Raw genomic sequence first — 18,285 nt, forward strand, 5'->3', positions numbered from 1 at the left:
CCTCGTCGAGGCCACGCATAATGCACCCTCACGCCGCCCGCACCGAGTCCAGGAAGCGGCTGACCTCGTCGCGGAGGCGGCTGCTCTGGCCGGACAGTGACTTCGCGGCGGACAGCACCTGCGACGAGGCCGAGCCGGTCTCGTCGGCGCCATGCCGGACGCTGGCGATGTTCGCCGACACCTGCTGGGTGCCGTGCGCCGCCTGCTGGACGTTGCGGGAGATCTCGCGCGTCGCCGAGCTCTGCTCCTCGACAGCCGAGGCGATGGCTGAGGCGATCTCCGACATCCGGGCGATGGTCTCGCCGATCTCCTTGATCGAGCCGACCGACTCCTGGGTCGCCGCCTGGATGCCGCCGATCTGCTGGCCGATCTCGCCGGTGGCCTTGGCGGTCTGCTCGGCCAGCGCCTTCACCTCCGAGGCGACCACCGCGAAGCCGCGTCCGGCCTCGCCGGCGCGGGCGGCCTCGATGGTGGCGTTGAGCGCGAGCAGGTTGGTCTGGCCGGCGATCGCATTGATCAGCTCGACGACGTCGCCGATCCGCGCGGCGGCCTTGGCGAGCTCGGCGACGTTGTCGTTGGTCTTGCGCGCCTGCGCCAACGCCTCGTTGGCGATGCGTGCGGAGTCCTGCACCTGGCGGCTGATCTCGGTGACCGATGAGCTCATCTCCTCGGCGGCCGCGGCGACCGAATGCACGTTGGTCGAGGCCTCCTCGGACGCCTGGGTGACGACGGTGGCGAGCTCCAGCGAGCGGCCGGCGGTCGTCGTCAACGACGAGGCCGAGCGCTCCAGATCGGCCGACGCTGACGACACGATGCCGACGACCTCGCCGATCGCCATCTCGAACTCGCGGGTGAAACGCTCGACGCGCTGGCCGCGCTCGATCTTGGCCTGCGCGTCGGCCGCGGCCGCCTGCTCCGCGCGCTTTTTCTCCAGCAGCGCTTCCTTGAAGGTCTGCAGCGAGCCGGTCATCGCGGCGATCTCGTCGTCGCGATCGATCGTCGGGATCGCCACGTCGTCATGGCCGGCCGCCATCTCGCCGATCAGGCCGGTCAGGGTCACGATCGGGTTGATCACGCGGCGGCGCAGCAGCAGGGTGACGAACACGAGAATGCCGGCGAGCGCCGCGACCACCGCCGTCGCCAGCGCGAGCATCAGATAGGCTGCATCGCGCGCCGCGACGGCGCGGTCGCGGGCCTCGCCGATCGCGGCGTCGCGCACGACGAAGAACTTCTGCACGGCCGGGACGACCGCCTCGGCCAGGCTGTCGGCGGTGAGGGCGTAGTTGAGATCGCCGAGCCCGGCTGCGATGTCCTTGTCGACGATCGGAACGGCGCGCCCGAAATAGGCGTCACGCGCCTCCTTGAACGCCGCGAGCAGCCGCTCCGGATTGCCGAGCTGGTCGATGCCGGCATCCAGGCGCTCGCGGTCGGCCTCGGTGCGGCCCTGGGCGCGGTCCATCGCCGCCTTCTCGGCCGGAGTGACGGCGCGGCGGGCGCTGAGCGCCGGCGACAGCGCGGCAGCCCGGCCGCCGGCGGTCACGCGCAGGTCCTGCGCGGTGCGGGCGACGTCGAGCAGCGTCGTCAGCGACGCGTCGGCATTGGCGATGCGGTTCTGCAGCTGGTTCAGGATCGGCTCGATCGCCAGGGCGACCTGGGTGACCCCGGGGAGAAAGCTCTTGATGACGGCCGGATCACGCGCGTTCAGCGGCGCGGTCAGCGTGGGGTCCACCTTGGCGAGGATCTCGTTCAGCTTGGACGAGGCCTGGTCCAGGCTGCGTGTGATCGCCTCGCTGTTGGAGACGTTCGCCAGCTGCGCGCGCGCCCTGGCGAAGGATGCCTCGGCCGATTGCCTGATCTTGCGCACGCCTTCGAGCTGCGCGGGCGTCGCGGGCGAATCCTGGAATATGGGCGTGATGTAGGGGGCGCGATGGCCGACCACGTCCTGCGCGTAGAGCAGCACGGCGCCGAACGCCTCGACCGTCTTGATCGCCTCGGCCTTGTTGCTGACAGCCCTGACCTGCTCGATCACGACTTGAGCAGAAGGGAGGACGGCCAAAGCCGTCACCGACAGCATGGAAATTGCGAAAAGTCGGCCGATCTTCATTATTGCCCCCGGATTGCGCGGGCTCACGCTAGGTTCCGTATGATTAAGGTTGCGCTTAATTCGACCCCCGTAGTTCCACGGAGACGTCGCGCGTCCTTGATCGGAGACACGGGCGCCGGACAGGTCATCCCGCCCCGCTCGAAGAATGTCCTGACGCGCGGCGACGACTTGGGGCTGAGTCCAGCTCGGGAAATTTTGGACGGTCCTACAGATCGAAATTCGTCGGCAGCATCACGACGTCGCGGATGGTCATGCCGCGCGGACGGGTCAGCATGAACATGATCACCTCGGCGACCTCCGAGGGCTCCAGCAGGCTGCCGGACTCGCGCGCCTCCTTCAGCTTCTCGGCCGGCCAGTCGGCGATCAGCGCGGTGACCACCGGGCCGGGCGAGATCGCGCCGACGCGGATGCCGTGCTTGAACACCTGGCGCCGCACCGTCTGCACGAAGCAGTCGATTGCCCATTTCGACGACGCATAGACCGGCTCCCACGGCGTCGGGTAATGCGCCGCGAGCGAGCTGGTCACGATGATGTCGCCCGACCCGCGCGCGATCATGTGCGGGAGAACGTCGCGCACATTCTTCATGACGACGTTCACGTTGAGGTTCAGCATGCGGTCGATCGCGTCGGTCCTGGCGTCGACGAGATCGCCGCCGAGATAGCTGCCGGCATTAGCGTGGAGGATGTCGAGCCGTCCGGCCGCATCGAGGACGCGCGGCAGAAGGGTGGCGCAATCAGCGGGATCGAGCAGGTCGATCACCACGGGGATCACGGCGTCGCCATGGGTCTCGCGCAGCTTCGCCAGCGCCGCGGCGTCGCGATCGATCATGACGACGCGCGCGCCGGCCGCCAGCATCGCCGCGCTGCTGGCCAGGCCGATGCCCGACGCCGCGCCGGTGACCGCCGCCGCCTTGCCTTCGAGTTCCCTGCCCATCGTCTCCTCCTTGTCCGGCCAGACTACAGCAAACCGCGCCGCGTTGCCGCACTCCGTTGGACCCATCGCGATCCCCACGCGTTGCATCCCGGCCGCCAGCATCACCCATGAAGAGCCCGATGGAGACGATCGAAGCCTATCTCGCCCGCAAGCATCAGGAGCTGCAGCTTCTGAATTGCTGCCTGCGGAGACCGCATGCGCTGCCGGCGCCGCGCTCGGTGATGGAGGTCATCCGGCGCAAGTTTCAGCTCACGGCCGCGCTGAAGGCCGAGCACGCGCTCAGCGACTGGACCGCGACAGAGACGGCCTGGGCGGATGCGGACGATCATCGCGCCGGCCCGTTCGCCTTCAGCTACGACTATCAGCGCGCCGATCTCGACGTGCGCGGGCCGTCGTTCTACGCGGCGGGCGAGAGCCGCCATGACACCATCTACACCATCTCCGGCATGGCGGCGATCGCGGCACTGCTGCTGGCGACGCGGCCCGTTCTCGGCACGGCGGACCTCTTGATGCTGCCGGGCTCCTATGGCGAGACGCAGGAGCTGGTCGCGGCGCATGCGCGGCATCTGCGCCCGGTGACGCTGACCCGCGACCTGGCCGCCGCGCTGGCGCAGCGCTCGCCCGCGCCGCGGCTGCTGCTGATCGATTCCAGCGCGACCGCGCCGCGCTTCGAAGCCGTGCTGGGTTGCGACCGCCCGGCGATCGATCTCCTGATCTTCGACACCACCTGCTTTGCCAACGGCTCCGGCCGCATTCGCCGCGTGCTGGCCTGGACGCGGCGCTGGGACGTGCCGGTCGTGATGGTGCGCAGCCACACCAAGCTCGACTCGCTCGGCGCTGAATATGGCCGGCTCGGCTCGGTCGCTTTCGCCGATTGGAGCAAGGCCGGCGCCGCGGGCCGCATTGTGCTTCGGGCGCTGCCGGACGAGACGCGCAACGCCGTCAGGCTGCTCGGCGGCGCGGCGCTGCCGGCGCATTTCCCGCCTTACGTCGGCCTGCCGGCCTATCGCGAGCTGACCGCGCGACGCGTGGCCGCCATCCTGCGCAACAGCCGGCGGGCGCGGCGCCACTTCGCGACCACGCTGCGCGGCCTGACCGCGGAGCTCGACTTCGCGCACGGCCTCTACGTCACGCTCGCCGGTCGCGCGCCGCTCGACGAGGCCACCGCCCGGCAAGCCGCAACCGCCATGAGTGATGATCTCCGGCGCGCCGGGCTGCCGATCCGCCACGCCGGCAGCTTCGGCTTCGATTTCGCTGCGACGGAATGGTTTCACGACGCCACCACGGATCGCTACAGCGTGCGCGTCGCCGTGCCCGACCTGCCGACCGCGATCTGGGACGAACTGACGGACGCGATCGCCGCGTGGTGGTCCGCACATCCCGGGCGATCCGCCGCGGCGTGACCGCAGCGCCATGACACGCGCGTTGCTCCCTCAACGCCAATTCGATGTCACACGCGCCGCGTCGTGCCCGGAGGCTTCGGCGCAGGGGATTTGGAGCAACGCCTACGTACCGCGCGCACGTGGCTGAACCCGCTTCGCGAGGAGAGACCGGCGGCCGTCTCCTCACAGCCATCCGCGCCGGCGGAACTGCCAGTACAGCACGCTGCATACCGCGGCGATGAAGCCCAGCACGGCGTAGTAGCCGTATTGCCATTTCAGCTCCGGCATGTGCTCGAAGTTCATGCCGTAGATGCCGGCGACGGCGGTCGGCACCGCGAGGATGGCTGCCCAGGCGGCCAGCCGCCGCGCGATGTCGGTCTGTTGCGCCTGGCCGGCCATCATGCTGGCCTCGAACACGAAGGCGAGGATCTCGCGCAGGGAATCCGCATCCTCCTCGGCGCGCTTGGCGTGGTCGAGCACGTCGCGAAACAACGGCGCCATCTCGGCATCGATCGCGACGTTGTCGACATGCTCGAGCCGCTTGCAGACGTCGACCACGGGGCCGACGGCGCGGCGCAGCCGCAGCAGGTCGCGCCGCAGGCGATACAGCCGGTCGACCTCGTGGCGCGCCAGCGGCCGCTGCAGCACCACCTCCTCCAGCGTCTCGACCTCCGCCATGATGCTCTCGGTCACCGGCCGGTAGTTGTCGACGATGAAGTCGAGGATCGCATAGAGGATGTAGTCCTCGCCCTTGGCGAGCGAGCCCGGGCAGCTCTCGCAGCGCTCGCGCACCGCGCCATAGGAGGTCGAGGCGCCGTGGCGCACCGAGACCACGAAGCCGGGGCCGACGAAGATGTGGGTCTCGCCGAACACGATGTGCTCCTTGACGAGCTGCGCGGTGCGGGCGACGACGAACAGCGCATCGCCGTAGCGCTCGACCTTGGGCTGCTGATGCGCCTTCGACGCATCCTCGATCGCGAGCTCGTGCAGGCCGAACTGGTCCGCCACGCGCTGCAGGAGCGCCGCGTCGGGCTCGTGCAGCCCGATCCACACCACGTGGCCGGGCCGCTTGCTCCAGGCGCCGGCGTCCTCGATCTGAATGTCGGCGACGCGGCGGCCATTGGCATAGGCACCGGCTGCGACCACGCCCAGTTCCCGTGGCTCACCGCGGGGCTGAAGGACTGGCGCATCGGCCGGTGTCTGCACCGTGACGTGACGCATGGTTGGATCTCCGCTCTCCAGCCCGACTTTCGATGCGAGGAGTCGCCTGGTCAAGCGTCGCATCAGGTCACGCCGGTCGGGCCGTCGAGCAATTGCCTGACGCGGCGGACCAGATCGGTGCGGCGGTACGGCTTGTTGATGATCTCGAACTCGCCGATGTTGGCGTCGGCGCGCTCGACCGCGGCATCGGAATAGCCGGTCGTCAGCAGCACCTTCAATTTCGGCTGGCGCTTGCGCGCCTCGCGCGCCAGCACGGTGCCGTTCATGCCGCCGGGCATCACGAGATCGGTGAACAGCAGATCGAAGCGGACCTCCGAATCCAACAGCTCGAGCGCGGCATGCGCATTGGCCGCGACCTCGGTACGATAGCCGAAATCCTCCAGGATCGAGCGCGCCAGCTCGGCGACCTCATGGCGGTCCTCGACGATAAGGATGCGTTCGCTGCCGGTGCGGTCCATCGCCATCTGCGGCCGGATCGACGGCGCAGCGATCGCCTGCTCGGTCGCCGGAAACAGCAGCTGCACAGTCGTGCCCTGCCCGACCTCGCTGTAGATATAGGTGCTGCCGCCGGACTGGCGGGTGAAGCCGTAGACCATGGCGAGGCCGAGCCCGGTGCCCTTGCCCTCCTCCTTGGTGGTGAAGAACGGCTCGGCGACCCGCGCGAGAATGTGGTGCGGAATGCCGACGCCGTCGTCGGACACTTTCAGCGCGACATAGCGCCCGCCCTTGGGCACGCCGAACTGCACGATGTCCTCCTCCGCGATCTCCTTGTTCTCGGTGCGGATGGTCAACGTGCCGCCGTGCGGCATCGCATCGCGCGCGTTGACGAACAGATTGAGCAGCGCGACCTCCGCCTGGGTCTGGTCGACACGGCTGTTCCACAGGCCGGGCTGCGCCTTGACGACGATGCGCACGCTGTCGCCGAGCGTGTGGCGCGCCATCTGCACCATGGTCTCTATCATGTTGTTGAGGTTGATCGGCCGGCTGTCGAGCCGCTGTTTGCGCGCGAACGACAGCAGCTGCTGGGTGAGGGTCGCGGCCCGGTTGGCGGCCGCCCGGATGTTCTCGACGGCGCGGCGGTGCCGCGGGGCAAGCTCGCTGACGGCGCCCTGCAGCGTCTCGGTGTAGCCGATGATCACCTGCAGGATGTTGTTGAAGTCGTGCGCGATGCCGCCGGTGAGCTGGCCGATCGCCTCCATCTTCTGCGACTGCACCAGCGCGCTCTCGGCGTCGCGGCGGCGCGACACGTCGAGCTGCGAGCCGAAATAATACACCAGCTCGCCGTCGCGGTTGTACACCGGGCTGACGAACAGCGCATTCCAGAACGCCGCACCGTTCTTGCGGTAGTTGATGATCTCCACCGCAATGTCCTGGCGGTTGGCGATCGCGGTGCGGATCGCCGCGATGGTGTCGCGGTCGGTGTCCGGCCCCTGCAGGAAACGGCAATTGGCTCCGACGATCTCGGACAGCGCGTAGCCGGTCATCTCCAGGAACGCCCGGTTGGCGAACAGGATCGGATTGTCAGGCTGGCGCGGATCGGTGACGATCATCGGCATCCGCGTGGTCTCGACGGCCGCGAAGAAGATGTCGTGGCGCTCAGACGACAGATCGGATGCATCGCCGCTGTCGACAATCGCGCGATCGCGCTGCGGCCTGTGTTCCAACATGCTTCCTTGCTCCACCTTCCATCGCCATGACATGCCCGGGGTCGCGCCGGCACCGGCGTGAGTTGTGCAACGCCTCCTTCGATATGCCGCTGGATGGGATCGGGTTCCCGCAGGCCTGCTTGCGCGCGGAATAACGGACACGGGACTCACGAAAATGCGACGCGGCGGCGCGGGAACGAATCCGGCGGATACGGAAATACCCGCGCCGCGGGGCCGCGGCCTACGTCACCGGGCAAAACAACCAGGTCGACGGCGGGCTGGTGCGCAGCCGGTGAGGCGGTGCATCGCCGTCAGAACATCTCGAAATATTCGCGCTGCTCCCAGTCGGAGACCTCCGCCTGGAAGCGCTCGAGCTCGGCGTTCTTGATGAAGGTGTAGTAGTCGACGAAGGTCGAACCGAACGCCTGGCGGAAGAACGCGTCGTCCCTCAGCGCATCGACGGCCTCGCGCAGCGATTTCGGCAGCAGGCTCGCCTTGGTCTCATAGGGCACATCGGCCGACGGTCCCGGCTCGAGCTTGCGGTCGATGCCATCGAGGCCGGCTGCGATCTGCGACGCCATGTAGAGATAGGGATTGGCGGCGGGCTCGCCGATGCGGTTCTCCAGGCGCGTGGCGCGATCGCCGGGGCCGCCGAGCACGCGGATCATGACGCCTCTGTTGTCGCGGCCCCAGATGGCACGGTCCGGCGCCAGCGAATAGGCGCGGTAGCGCCGGTAGCCGTTGATCGTCGGCGTCGAAAACAGCGCCGAGGCGCGCGCATGCGCGAGCAGGCCCGCCATGTAGTGGCGGCCGAGCGCGGACAGACCTTCGGCATCCTCGGTCATGAAGGCGTTGCCGCCGTCGCGCGCCACCAGCGACTGGTGCAGATGCCAGCCCGACGACATCACGTTGGGGATGCGCGGCCGGCACATGAAGGTGGCGTGATAGCCGTGGCGCTGGCAGATCTGCTTCACGGCGCTGCGGAACAGCACCATCGTATCTGCAGGCGCGAGCCCGAGCGCCGGCTGCAGCACGAATTCGCACTGGCTCGGGCCATATTCGAGCTCGATCGAGCGCAATGGCAGGCCGAGCGCGACGAGATTGGCCCTGATGATCTCGAGCGCCGGCTCCATCTGATCGAAGCGCTGCTCGGTGAGATATTGATAGCCCTGGGTCAGCAGGCTGACCGTCGGCGGCACGCCGGGCTGACCGGGCGAGCCGGCATCACCGGGCGCGAGCCTGGGATCCTCGACCTTGAAGATGTGGCACTCGACCTCGAGGCCTGCCATGAACTGATAGCCACGCTGTTCGAGCGTCGCCAATGCCGACCGGTAGAGATTGCGCGTGGCGAACGGGACCGGCGCACCGTTGGCGAAGTACAGATCACAGAGCACCCAGCCGGTGCCGGACGCCCAAGGCAGGACGCGGAACGTGGTGGGATCGGCGACCATCAGTGCATCGCTGCCGCCCTGCATCTCGGCCATGCCGAAGCCACCGCCGGCGGTGAACACCGGAAACACGGTGCGATGCGAGGTGTCCTTGGCGAGCAGGGTCGTCGTGATCGAGCAGCCGTCCTCGAGCGAGGACAACGCAGCATCGACAGTAAGCGTCTTGCCGCGCAGGATGCCGTGCTGGTCCGGGAACGAGAAGCGGATGGTGGTGAGGCCGTGCTCCTCGGCGAGGCGGCGCATGCGCACTGCGGCCTCGGCCTGCTCGGCGGTCCACAACTGATGCTTGGCGACGAAACTCAACGATGGCTCCTGATGAGCATGACTGATTGCGCAATCGAGTCCGCGGCGGTGCGGCTGGCTCGGTCCCGGCCTCTCCTCGCCTGCGGCCAAGTCACCGCATGTAGAGATCGGAGTTTAGCACCCGTCTGTCTCCACGTCGTCATGGCCGGGCTTGTCCCGGCCATCCACGTCGTTCGGCATCCTGAGGACGGCGTGGATGCCCGGGACGAGCCCGGGCATGACGGAGTGATTAATTGACAAGGCTGCTCGTCGCGACGGCCCCCAATCAAATGCCCGCTCACGCCTGCCATCACTCCGCCGCGCTCAGATGCGGCGCGAGACGCACGATATCCGCCGGCACCGGCGCTGCCCAGGGGGCGTTGCGGCGGCGGCGGACGTCGACTTCCATCCAGTAGGTCTCCCAGCCGCGGGTCGGGCCGATGCCGTCCATCGTCGCCGGGCCCTGCACGCTGCGGGCCCCGGCGGCATCGAGGAACAGCATCGGCGGTTCGCCGCTCGCGACCTTCTCGATCTGCTCGCGCAGCAGCCGACGATATTGGATGATCGCCTTGTCGGATTGGCCCAGATGCTCGCGGGTGCGGTCCTGGATCCGGCCCATCGACTCCACCGCCCACTGGTCGTGCACGTTGATGTCGTTGCCCATGCCGGTGTAGGTCGCGGTCGCCTGCTCCCGTGGATCGAAGCCGTAATCGTTGCTCTTGTTCTTGCGCGACCGATAGTCCGGCAGCTCATAGAGCTCGAGCCGCTGCCCCCGCATCTTCGCCCGATCCACCGGCGCGCCATAGCTGGTGAAGATCGCGTACCAGTAGCAGGTCTCGTCGTCGACCGGCACGTGCCACTGCGTGATCGTCATCTCCGTGCTCATCGGAATCACGAAGGCATGCGGGAACAGCTGATTGGTGACACGGACATGGGTGCGTTCGGCATCGATCTCACGCAGTGCGATGATGCGCAGGCCGTATTCGGTACGCTCGACATTGATGATCGGACGATCGTACTCGCGCAGCACCTTGGTCATCGGCAGCTCGCTGTCGGCGGAGGCACCGCGGAACTGCTTGCCATAGGCGGTCGACGTATCCTCGTCCTCGAAGAAGCGGTGCAGGAACGAGGCATGCGCGGGGTCGATGCCGACCTCCAGCGCCTGCAGCCAATTGCACTCGATCAGGCCCTTGAAGGCGAAGGTGTAGGCGTCGGGCGCGGTGAAGCAGTCGAGATCGGGAAACGCCGGGGCTGCACCATCGCCGAGCCAGGCCCAGAGGATGCCTCCCTTCTCGATCACGGGATAGGCGCGCTGCTTGACGTTCTTGCACAGCGGCGAGCCGGCCGGTTCGGCCGGCGTCTCCAGACAATTGCCGTCAGCGTCGAACAGCCAGCCATGGAAGGCGCAACGCAAGCCGCCGTTCTCCAGCCGTCCGAAGGCGAGATCTGCGCCGCGATGCGGACAATCGCGATCAAGTAGTCCGTAGCGGCCTTGCGCATCCTTGAAGAGCACGAAGTCCTGACCGAGCAGCTTCACCGCGCGCACCGGGCGCTCGCCTGCGAGCTCATCGACCAGTGCGGCCGGCTGCCAGTACATCCTCATTAGTTTACCGGCGGGCGCGCCGAGTCCGACGCGCGTGATCAGGTCGTTCTGCTCCTGGCTCATCATGATGGCCGTCTCTCCTGTTCCGTCGCAAGTCGGGCGTTGAGCGTCACGCGATCATCTAATAATGTTCGCTAGACGAACACATGTTCGCCCAGATTAGATTCGCTTTAAGTGGGGAGAAGCGCAAGTGAAAAAGCTACAACCGAAGCCGAGGGGCCAACGGACTGCAGCTTCACTGCGGCCGAAAACAACAACAGCGGATCATGTCAGGCCGATGCCGAAACTGAAGCGCACTGATGAGGAGAAGAAGCAGGCTCGGGGCGACGGTCCCGAGTTCGTGGAAGCGCTCGATCGCGGCCTGCGGGTGATACAAGCCTTCAGCCGCGAGGGCCGGCCGATGACGCTGAGCAAGGCGGCGGAACTCACCGGCCTCGCCCGCGCCACGGTGCGACGGATTCTGCTGACCCTGAAAGCCTCCGGCTTCGTCCATGGCGACGACCGGCTGTTCTCGCTGACGCCGCGCGTGCTGCTGCTGGCCTCCAGCTATCTCGCCTCCAACCAGGTCAACAGCGTGATGCAGCCGTTGATGGACAGCACGGCCGGCGAGGCCCGCGAGGTCTGCTCTCTCGCCGTCCTCGACGGCGACCAGGTCGTGTTCATCGCGCGCGCGACGCCGGCGCGCATGTTCTCCACCGGCCTGGAGATCGGCTATCGGCTGCCGGCGTTCTGCACGTCGGTCGGCCGCGTGTTGCTGAGCCGGATGCCGGACGATCAGTTGCGCCAGGCCGTCGAGCGCATGACGCTGACCGAGATGACGCCGCAGACGATCACCGACAAGGACGCGTTGATCGCGTCGGTCACGGCCGTTCGGGACGACGGCTATTCGCTCGTCGACGGCGAGGCGGAGGAGGGTTTCCGCTCGATTTCCGTGCCGATCCGCCGCTATGACGGCGGCATCATCGCCGCCGCCAACATCGGCGGCCACGTCGATCGCATCGGCTTCGACGAGATGAAGGAGCGCTTCCTGCCGCTGCTGAAGAAGCTCGCCGCCACGGCGCAGCCACTGCTCGTCTGATCCTTCGACAAGAGGCACCGGGCTCGGCTGCAGCCGTGCCGGCTCGTGCTCGCGCATTGGGCCACAGCACCTTAAGCTTCGCATCGACCTCGCTGCCGCGAGTGCCACTGTTTCATCCGGCAGCGACGTCGCCGGACGCGTCCCCGCTGCTGCCGAGCGAGCAGTCGTCTCTCGTTGCATCAACAGCGTCGGCCCGCGCTGCTCCGGCAAGAGCTAGACTTCGCGCGGATATGTTTCCTCCGGGTGCGACGATCGCTCCGATGTCATCGCCGACAGCCCGGTGCTATCAATTCATCGCCGCGACGGAACGAGAGCGCCGGGCGTCAACAGCCACGTGAAGTTACCAGCCGCTCGAACTAATCGTTGTGGTCGCAGGCCTTGCGACGCCGGGCCCCACGCCCATTACGTGATATTATCGTGACGCCCGACCTCGTTTGCCACGATTGACGATCCATCCAGGTATCATCGCGCTGCATGCGATGGTGGCATGATCCGGAGCGGAAGTAGTTAGCCCCCTTCCTCGCGCGCGAATTGCGGACGACGCCACCAGATTGCCGCGAATGACGCCGTAATCACGAAAGCCAGAGGCGCCGCGGCCCAAGCAGCATCGCGTGCGCCCCGATCACAGCGATCATCCGGCTGGCCATCCACTGTCGCGAAGAGGCGCAGGATGAGCCAGGACAAGGCTGAGGACGAGGTCGTCGCCCTGGGACGCCGGGCGCGAGCCGCAGCACATCGTTGGACATCGGCCGCCTCTCGCGCGTAAATGGCATGCCGGGCGGACGACACCCGGACATGCAGGTGAACGCCGTTTCCGGGGGGAAGACCCATGACTGATGCGCTGCCGCTCGTGCTGGTGCCTGGCCTGATCTCGTCGCCCCGCATCTATGCGCCGGTGATCCCGGCGCTGTGGCGGCTCGGGCCGGTGATGGTGGCGAACCACGTCCGCGACGACAGCATGGCCGCGATCGCGCGCCGCATCCTCTCCGAGGCGCCGCCGCGCTTCGCGCTCGCGGGACATTCGATGGGCGGCTACATCGCGCTCGAGATCATGCGCCAGGCGCCGGAGCGCGTGGGTCGGCTGGCGCTGATCAACACCCAGGCGCGGCCGGATACGCCGGAGGCGAGTGCCCGCCGCCGCACCATGATCACCCGCGCCAAGGAGGGCGACTACCACGGCGTGGTCGACGAGCTGTTCGCAGGCTTCGTCCATCCGTCGCGCCAGGACGATCCGCGGCTGCGCCAGCTCGTGCACGACATGGCCGAGGAGGTCGGCGTCATCGGTTTCATCCGGCAGCTGACGGCGATCATGTCGCGCCCGGATTCGCGGCCGACCTTGACCGCGATCCGCTGCCCGACCCTGGTGCTGACGGGCGACACCGACAACACCATCCCGAACAGCCTGTCGAAGGAGATGGCCGACGGCATCGACGGCAGCTGGCTGGTGGTGCTGGAGAATTGCGGCCACCTGCCGCAGCCCGAGCAGCCGGAGGAGACGGCGCAGGCGCTGATGGAATGGCTCAGGGGCTGATTGGATCGGTTAGGACCCCTGCGAGCCGTCGAACGCATTGAATAGTTCGATGATTTTCAGGGCGCGATCCTGAGCGTCCTCAGCCCACAGGCCGAGTTCCAGCACCATGCGGCCATTCTGTCCGGCACGCGTCTCGCCATCGCGTCTAAGGGCATCAAGTTGGGCCGCCGCCGATCGCTTGTCCGGACAAACAAACACGACAAATGGGATCGGAAGCTCCGCAACCTTGAAGGCGGCGACGGCCTCGACCTCTGAATGTCTGAAGCCGTGCCGGATGGCGTAGGGAGAGACCTGGATGCCATTCCGATCGAAATGGTCGGCAAGCGCGACGATCTCGGGAGGCATTGGATCGATGGGCCGGATGAAGCTGCGATAGACCCACTCGCCCGAACAGACCAGTGCGATGAGGGCGATAAGGATGACGACGATTCGCATCATTCGCGCCTCGAGCCATCAACGTTGCACCCGCAACCCATCCACGAACACATCCAGCAGCCGCAGCACGCTCTGCTGCCAGCCGGTCTGGTCGTGCATGTAGCACATGCCGATCAGCGCGCGCAGCACGTCGTCGGCGCTGATGTCGCTGCGGATCTCGCCGGCCGCGACGGCACGCGCCAGCAGCGCGCCGATCGAGCGGGTGAGGTGGCCGTGCGAATAGGCGGCGAGCTCGGAGTTCGCGTTCATGACAATCGCGAGCGCCGCCATCATGCCCTTCTTGGTGGCGACGAACTGCACCGTCGAGCGCAGCCAGCGCCGGAGCGCCTCGACCGCGGACGGCTCGGTCTTGAGCTCTTCCGCCAGCTCGGCAAGCTGCTCGACCTCGCGCCGGTACACCGCCTCGAACAGATCCTCGCGGGTGGGGAAATGACGATACAGCGTGCCGATGCCGACGCCGGCCTGGCGCGCCACCGCCTCCAGGCTCGCCTCGGCGCCGCCGACGCTGAACACCGCCTTGGCCGCCTCCAGCACCCGTTCGCGATTGCGCTGGGCATCGGCGCGCGGCTTGCGATGGCGCTCTTGTGGTTTCGTCTCCATCTCACCAGCTCTTGATGACGGACCGTTCATGTCCTCTTGCTAAACGGAGGAACCCTCCGTATAAATAGACCTGCCACCCGGGACAGCCAACCTTCCTCAGCTCGTCGTCCCGCGGTCGCTGGATCTGGACGGACCACCGCCCGTAAGGCGGTGCCCGCTGCGATCCGATTAGGCCATCGCTTCGATCGGAACAACGCATGAATCGGACTGTCAGACTCACCGTCAACGGTGAGCCGCGAACCCTTGCGCTCGACGACCCCCGCGTCACCCTGCTCGACCTGCTGCGCGAGCGCCTCCATCTCACCGGCACCAAGAAAGGCTGCGACCGCGGCCAGTGCGGCGCCTGCACCGTCCTCGTCGACGGCCGCCGCATCAACTCCTGCCTGACGCTGGCCTTGAGCCTCGACGGCGCCGCCGTCACCACCATCGAGGGGCTTGCCAACGGAGACCAGCTGCACCCGGTGCAGGAGGCCTTCATCGCCCACGACGCCCTGCAATGCGGCTTCTGCACGCCCGGCCAGATCATGAGCGCGGTCGGCCTCATCAACGAAGGCCAGGCCGGGAGCGATCCGGAGCGCGTGCGCGAAGGCATGAGCGGCAATCTGTGCCGCTGCAGCGCCTATGTCGGCATCGTCGAGGCCGTGCTCGACGCCCAGGCGACGCTCACCGAGGACAAGGAGCGCGCGGCATGAACCGGTTCGACTATGTGAAGCCGTCGACGGTCGCGGAGGCGATCGTAGCGGCCAGCGCGCCCGGCGCCGCCTATCTCGCCTCGGGCACCAACCTGCTCGACCTGATGAAGGGCAATGTCATCAGGCCGGCGCGGCTGGTCGACATCTCGCAGATCAAGGAGCTGACGCGGATCGAGACGTCAGGCAATGGCGACGTCCGGATCGGCGCGCTGGTGCGCAATGCGGACCTCGCGCATGACGCGGCGTTCGCGCGCGACTTCCCGGCGGTCGCCGAAGCGCTGCTGTCGGGGGCCTCGGCGCAGTTGCGCAACGCGGCCACCGTCGGCGGCAATCTGCTGCAGCGGACACGCTGCGCGTATTTCTATGATCCGGCCTCGGCCTGCAACAAACGCACGCCGGGCGAAGGCTGCGACGCGCGCGGCGGCGACACCCATCAGCACGCCGTGCTCGGCTGGAGCGAGGCCTGCATCGCCACCAACCCCTCGGACTTCTGCGTGCCGCTCGCCGCGCTCGATGCGATCGTCGAGATCGAAGGCGGCTCCGGCCGGCGCGAGGTCGCGCTGGAGGCGCTGCATCTGCTCCCCGGCACCACGCCGGAGCGCGAGACCGTGCTCGCGCCGGGCGAGATGATCGTCGCGGTCCGGCTGCCCGCGGCGGCGCGGGCGTTCGCGAGGCACGCGCGCTATCTGAAGGTGCGCGAGCGCAATTCCTATGCGTTCGCCGTGGTCTCCGCCGCGGCCGGTCTCGTGATCGAGAACGGCGCGATCAAGCACGCACGTCTGGCGCTCGGCGGCGTCGCTGCCAAGCCGTGGCGCGCCCACCAGGCCGAAGCGCTGCTCGCGGGCCAGCCGGCTACGCCTCATACATTCCAGCACGCTGCCGACATCGCGCTGCGCGATGCAAAGCCATCCGGCGACAACGCCCACAAGATCACTCTCGCGCGCAGCCTGATCGTGCGCGCGCTGCAAGCCGCGAGCCAAGGCACGCCGTCGCGCGTGCCGGCGCTGCCGGCCTCTCCCTTCTCCGCCGTTCCAGGAGCACTTCATGACGCCTGAGCTCAATCCCTCCCGCGATCCCGCCCATGTCAGACACGGCTCCAACGTCGGCCAGCCGCTGTCGCGCGTCGATGGCCGTGCCAAGGTCACCGGCACGGCGCGCTATGCCGCCGACAACAATCCGCCCGGCCTGCTCTATGCCGTGCTCGCCGTCTCCAGCATCGCGCGCGGCCGCGTCATCACGCTCGACGTCGACGCCGCCAAGGCTCATCCCGGCGTCGTCGAGGTGATGACCTCCGCCAACCGGCCGCCGCTGCACGCCGATCCCGACGGCAAGCCGAACCCGTTCGCATTCCGCTTCGAGGCGCTGCAGAACGACCGTGTGCGCTACGCCAACCAGCCGATCGCGCTGGTCATTGCCGAAAGCCTGGAAGCCGCGACCGAGGGCGCCGCGCTGCTGTCGCCGCGCTACGAGGCCGAGCCGGCCCGCATCGGTCTCGATGCCGCTGACGCCTATGTGCCGCCTGTCGTCGGCATGGGGTTTCCCGCCGAGAGCCATCACGGCGATATCGAGGCCGCGCTGGCGGGCAGCGACAAGCAGATCACCGCGATCTACGAGACTCCGCCGCATTATCACAACGCGATGGAGCCGCACGCGATCGTCGCCGAGTGGCAGGGCGACAGGCTCATCATCGACACACCGACCCAGGGCCTGGTGATGATGCGCGGCCGCCTGGCCGAGCTGTTCGGCATCGCGCCGGACAACATCCTGATCCGCAGCCCCTATCTCGGCGGCGGCTTCGGCGGCAAGGGCCTGATGGCCGGCCCGCAGGTGCTCGGCATCCTCGCCGCGAAGATGGTCGGCCGGCCGGTGAAGCTGGTGGCGCGCCGCGAGCAGCTCTACGGCCCGTTCGGCCATCGCTCGCCGACCCGGCAGACGCTGCAGCTCGGCGCCAGCAACACCGGACAATTGTCGGCGATCCGTCACCACGCGAGGATCGCAACCTCGAGCTTCGAGGACTTCTATGAAGCCGCGGCGCATGTGACGCACACGCTCTACGCCGCGCCGGCGATCGCGACCACCTACGACGCGGTACGCATGGACACCGGCACGCCGCTGTTCGTGCGAGCGCCCGGCATCGCGCCGGGATCGATCGCGCTGGAAAGCGCGGTCGACGAGATGGCCGAAGCCTGTGGCCTCGATCCGCTGGCATTTCGCGTCAAGAACTACGCCGAGGTCGAGCCGGCCACCGGCAAGCCGTTCTCGTCGAAGGCGCTGCGCGAGTGCTACACGCAAGGCGCGGAGCGGTTCGGCTGGTGGGATCGGCCGCTGAAGCCGCGGATGATGCGCGACAGAGACGGCTTCCTGGTCGGCTGGGGCATGGGCACCGCGACGTTCCATGCGCTGATGTTTGCAGCCCAGGCCCGCGCGGTGATCCGGCGCGACGGCACCGGCGTGGTCGAGAGCGGCGCGCACGACATGGGCCAGGGCGCCTGGACCGCGTTCGCGCAGGTCGCGGCGGATTCTCTCGCGCTCGAGCTCGATCAGGTGACGTTCAAGGCCGGCACCTCCGACCTGCCGGATGCCGGCATCGCCGGCGGCTCGGCACATACCGCGACCGTCGGCACGGCGATCCACAATGCCGGCGCCGCCGTCATCGCCAGGCTCGCGGAGCTCGCGACCTCCGATCAGCATTCGCCGCTGTTCGGCGCCGGCAATGCCGGCGTGATCGCGCGCAACGGCCGGCTGCTCCGGCGCGACGACGAGGGCCGCGGCGAGAGCTATGCCGACATCCTCGCACGCGCCGGCCTCGACGAGGTCGAGGGCTCCGGCAGCGGCATGCCCGACCCTGCCGCCAACGAGCAATACGCGATGCATTCACATGGCGCGGTCTTCGCGGAGGTGAAGGTCGATCCCGATCTCGGCCAGGTCCGGGTGACTCGCATGGTCGGCGCATTCGCGGCAGGGCGGATCATCAACCCGAAGCTGGTGAAGAGCCAGCTCGTCGGCGGCATGATCTGGGGCATCTCGCTGGCGCTGCACGAGGAGGCGGTCACCGACCGCCGCACCGGCCGCATCATGAACGCCAATCTCGGCGAGTATCACGTGCCGGTGAGCGCCGACGTGCCGGCGATCGAGGCGTTCACGGTCGAGGAGCACGATCCGTTCGTCAATCCGCTCGGCATCAAGGGCGTCGGCGAGATCGGCATCACCGGCTCGGCCGGCGCAGTCGCCAATGCGGTGGCGCATGCGACCGGCATCCGCATCAGGCGGTTTCCGGTGCGGATCAGCGATCTGGTCTCGCGTCAATGACGTGAGCGCGGCAACGAAAC

14 protein-coding genes are annotated in these 18,285 nt (G+C 67.9%); 6 read left to right on the forward strand and 8 right to left on the reverse strand.

The genetic code is table 11. The features are described from left to right. Positions 1-28: 28 nt before the first annotated feature. Both QX128_RS09210 and QX128_RS09215 read right to left on the reverse strand, forming a co-directional pair. A complete protein-coding gene (locus tag QX128_RS09210; protein ID WP_316237302.1) occupies positions 29-2,104 on the reverse strand; it encodes a HAMP domain-containing methyl-accepting chemotaxis protein in 2,076 nt (691 codons plus the stop codon). Positions 2,105-2,309: 205 nt separating this feature from the next. Then, a complete protein-coding gene (locus tag QX128_RS09215; protein ID WP_316237303.1) occupies positions 2,310-3,038 on the reverse strand; it encodes an SDR family oxidoreductase in 729 nt (242 codons plus the stop codon). A 119-nt stretch (positions 3,039-3,157) separates the two neighbouring features. Between QX128_RS09215 and QX128_RS09220 the strand changes: the two genes are divergently transcribed. Beyond that, positions 3,158-4,441: a hypothetical protein gene (locus QX128_RS09220; RefSeq protein ID WP_316237304.1), complete on the forward strand. Its 1,284-nt coding sequence runs from the start codon at positions 3,158-3,160 to the stop codon at positions 4,439-4,441. Between the two features lie 162 nt (positions 4,442-4,603). Here QX128_RS09220 and QX128_RS09225 read toward each other — a convergent pair whose 3' ends face one another. The 4 genes from QX128_RS09225 to QX128_RS09240 form a co-directional block, all read right to left on the reverse strand. Next, a complete protein-coding gene (locus QX128_RS09225; RefSeq protein WP_316237305.1) occupies positions 4,604-5,641 on the reverse strand; it encodes a magnesium and cobalt transport protein CorA in 1,038 nt (345 codons plus the stop codon). A 62-nt stretch (positions 5,642-5,703) separates the two neighbouring features. Then, on the reverse strand, positions 5,704-7,308 hold the full coding sequence (locus QX128_RS09230; protein ID WP_316237306.1) for a hybrid sensor histidine kinase/response regulator: 1,605 nt from the start codon (positions 7,306-7,308) through the stop codon (positions 5,704-5,706). A 290-nt stretch (positions 7,309-7,598) separates the two neighbouring features. Continuing rightward, the gene (locus tag QX128_RS09235) at positions 7,599-9,038 is read right to left on the reverse strand and encodes a glutamine synthetase family protein (RefSeq protein WP_316237307.1); all 1,440 of its coding nucleotides are present in this window, start codon (positions 9,036-9,038) and stop codon (positions 7,599-7,601) included. 289 nt (positions 9,039-9,327) lie between these two features. Next, positions 9,328-10,686: an aromatic ring-hydroxylating dioxygenase subunit alpha gene (locus QX128_RS09240; RefSeq protein ID WP_316237308.1), complete on the reverse strand. Its 1,359-nt coding sequence runs from the start codon at positions 10,684-10,686 to the stop codon at positions 9,328-9,330. Positions 10,687-10,897: 211 nt separating this feature from the next. Between QX128_RS09240 and QX128_RS09245 the strand changes: the two genes are divergently transcribed. Both QX128_RS09245 and QX128_RS09250 read left to right on the forward strand, forming a co-directional pair. Then, positions 10,898-11,698 (forward strand): IclR family transcriptional regulator C-terminal domain-containing protein, encoded by an 801-nt coding sequence (locus tag QX128_RS09245; RefSeq protein ID WP_316237309.1) that lies wholly within the window; start codon positions 10,898-10,900, stop codon positions 11,696-11,698. Positions 11,699-12,527: 829 nt separating this feature from the next. Next, positions 12,528-13,229: an alpha/beta fold hydrolase gene (locus QX128_RS09250; protein ID WP_316237310.1), complete on the forward strand. Its 702-nt coding sequence runs from the start codon at positions 12,528-12,530 to the stop codon at positions 13,227-13,229. Positions 13,230-13,238: 9 nt separating this feature from the next. Here the strand turns inward: QX128_RS09250 and QX128_RS09255 are convergent, their stop codons facing one another. Together QX128_RS09255 and QX128_RS09260 are read right to left on the reverse strand one after the other, a co-directional pair. Continuing rightward, complete coding sequence (locus QX128_RS09255; protein ID WP_316237311.1) at positions 13,239-13,667, reverse strand: hypothetical protein; 429 nt, start codon at positions 13,665-13,667, stop codon at positions 13,239-13,241. Positions 13,668-13,682: 15 nt separating this feature from the next. After that, a complete protein-coding gene (locus QX128_RS09260; RefSeq protein ID WP_316237312.1) occupies positions 13,683-14,264 on the reverse strand; it encodes a TetR/AcrR family transcriptional regulator in 582 nt (193 codons plus the stop codon). Between the two features lie 197 nt (positions 14,265-14,461). Between QX128_RS09260 and QX128_RS09265 the strand changes: the two genes are divergently transcribed. The 3 genes from QX128_RS09265 to QX128_RS09275 are packed head-to-tail and all read left to right on the forward strand — an operon-like array spanning position 14,462 to position 18,265. Beyond that, positions 14,462-14,956: a (2Fe-2S)-binding protein gene (locus tag QX128_RS09265; RefSeq protein WP_316218216.1), complete on the forward strand. Its 495-nt coding sequence runs from the start codon at positions 14,462-14,464 to the stop codon at positions 14,954-14,956. Then, positions 14,953-16,011 (forward strand): xanthine dehydrogenase family protein subunit M, encoded by a 1,059-nt coding sequence (locus QX128_RS09270; RefSeq protein ID WP_316237313.1) that lies wholly within the window; start codon positions 14,953-14,955, stop codon positions 16,009-16,011. The genes QX128_RS09265 and QX128_RS09270 overlap by 4 nt, the downstream gene beginning before the upstream one ends. Beyond that, positions 16,001-18,265 carry a xanthine dehydrogenase family protein molybdopterin-binding subunit gene (locus tag QX128_RS09275; protein ID WP_316237314.1) on the forward strand — a complete coding sequence of 755 codons (2,265 nt, stop codon included), beginning with the start codon at positions 16,001-16,003 and terminating at the stop codon, positions 18,263-18,265. The genes QX128_RS09270 and QX128_RS09275 overlap by 11 nt, the downstream gene beginning before the upstream one ends. Positions 18,266-18,285: the final 20 nt, after the last annotated feature.

This window comes from Bradyrhizobium sp. SZCCHNR1015 (assembly GCF_032489875.1).
Classification (GTDB): Bacteria; Pseudomonadota; Alphaproteobacteria; order Rhizobiales; family Xanthobacteraceae; genus Bradyrhizobium.